Below are 1,273 nucleotides of genomic sequence, written 5' to 3' on the forward strand. Positions count from 1 at the left end.
CAATGCGTCAGATCACCATGGCCAGGGTGGAGCAGTTTGGGTGGCCATAAGTGGAGCACTTTGAGTGGCCGCCGGGGGCTCGGGTGGCGCCAAGTGACGTACCTATGGTTGAACTGCTTCGTCGTGAGCTTGGTCTGGCGCGCTACTCCAGCATAAGTGCCACATGGGCAGATCAGTGGATCTACCGCATGAAGATCGAAGACAACCTTGCGCCTGGGACTATTCGAAAGTACGTCGGAAGTCTGGCAAGAGCGCTCGATTGGCACATTCGCCGCCACTCTGACCGGACATATCAGGTGCCCGTCAATGCCCTTCGGCTTCTACCCCGTTCGTACAGCCAGTACACGGCAAATGAGGCAGACCAACTCTTGCTCAGAGGAAAAAAGCCGAAAGTGGACCAGCTTAGAGATCGGCGTCTCTCGGCAGAAGAGGAGGACAGTATTCGCAAGGCCCTCGATGGGATTAAGAGGGATGATCGTGAGCGGGCGTTACCTATCGACCCCGCATTTCACTTGCTCTTTGATCTAATTCTAAACACTGGGATGAGGCTCAGCGAGGCTTACCGCCTCAGGGTCGACCACATAGATATGGAAGCTTACATCATTCATTTGGATTCGAGCAAGGTAGAGGACTACATCACAAAGCGCAGGTCGGTACCAATACCGCCTTGTCTTCGGGCTCGATTGCGCGAATGGTGCAAAGGACGAAATGGCTTGATATTTCCGTTTTGGGACGGTAAGAGACCCTCAATGATTAGGACTTCAAATAATCTTTCCAGCCGTTTCAAAACATTATTTCATTACGCCGGACTTGAAGATTTCAAAGAGCACGACCTACGGCACGAGGCGACGTGCAGATGGGTATCGATGAGGGACAAGAACAATGGCTGGCTTTGGAGTGAGACGGAAATTTGCAAGATTATGGGGTGGTCAAGCTCCAATATGTTTCTGCGCTATGCCTCGCTGCGTGCTTCAGACCTTTCGAAGCGGATGGACTGGTAGTTCTGTTGAGCAAGTGCCAACCTTGAAATGACAGAGCGTTGAGTCTAGCCAAAGGATTTGGTGCGACGGCCACGTTTACGCACGACACTGCCGCTAAGTTGAGGTGTTCCCATATCTATCCCCCGCTCGGCGATAGCTTTCAAACTCTCTCCTTTTACCATCTGCACTTGCACCCCTTCTGGAGCAGTCCGTCCGCTAGGGCCTGTTAACACAACCGCAGACCATCAGCGACGAGCACGAAGCTGATGAAGCCCAGGAACATGAGGTCGAGT

2 protein-coding genes are annotated in these 1,273 nt (G+C 52.8%); one reads left to right on the forward strand and one right to left on the reverse strand.

Annotation, left to right across the window (positions count from 1 at the left end; all coding sequences use genetic code 11):
• Window positions 1–104 precede the first annotated feature (104 nt).
• The gene (locus tag QUB30_RS33655) at window positions 105–1,001 is read left to right on the forward strand and encodes a site-specific integrase (protein WP_333342725.1); all 897 of its coding nucleotides are present in this window, start codon (window positions 105–107) and stop codon (window positions 999–1,001) included.
• Window positions 1,002–1,045: 44 nt separating this feature from the next.
• Here QUB30_RS33655 and QUB30_RS33660 read toward each other — a convergent pair whose 3' ends face one another.
• A complete protein-coding gene (locus QUB30_RS33660) occupies window positions 1,046–1,213 on the reverse strand; it encodes a hypothetical protein (RefSeq protein WP_333342727.1) in 168 nt (55 codons plus the stop codon).
• Window positions 1,214–1,273 lie beyond the last annotated feature (60 nt).

This window comes from Microcoleus sp. BROC3 (assembly GCF_036702515.1).
In the GTDB taxonomy this organism is placed as follows: domain Bacteria; phylum Cyanobacteriota; class Cyanobacteriia; order Cyanobacteriales; family Microcoleaceae; genus Microcoleus.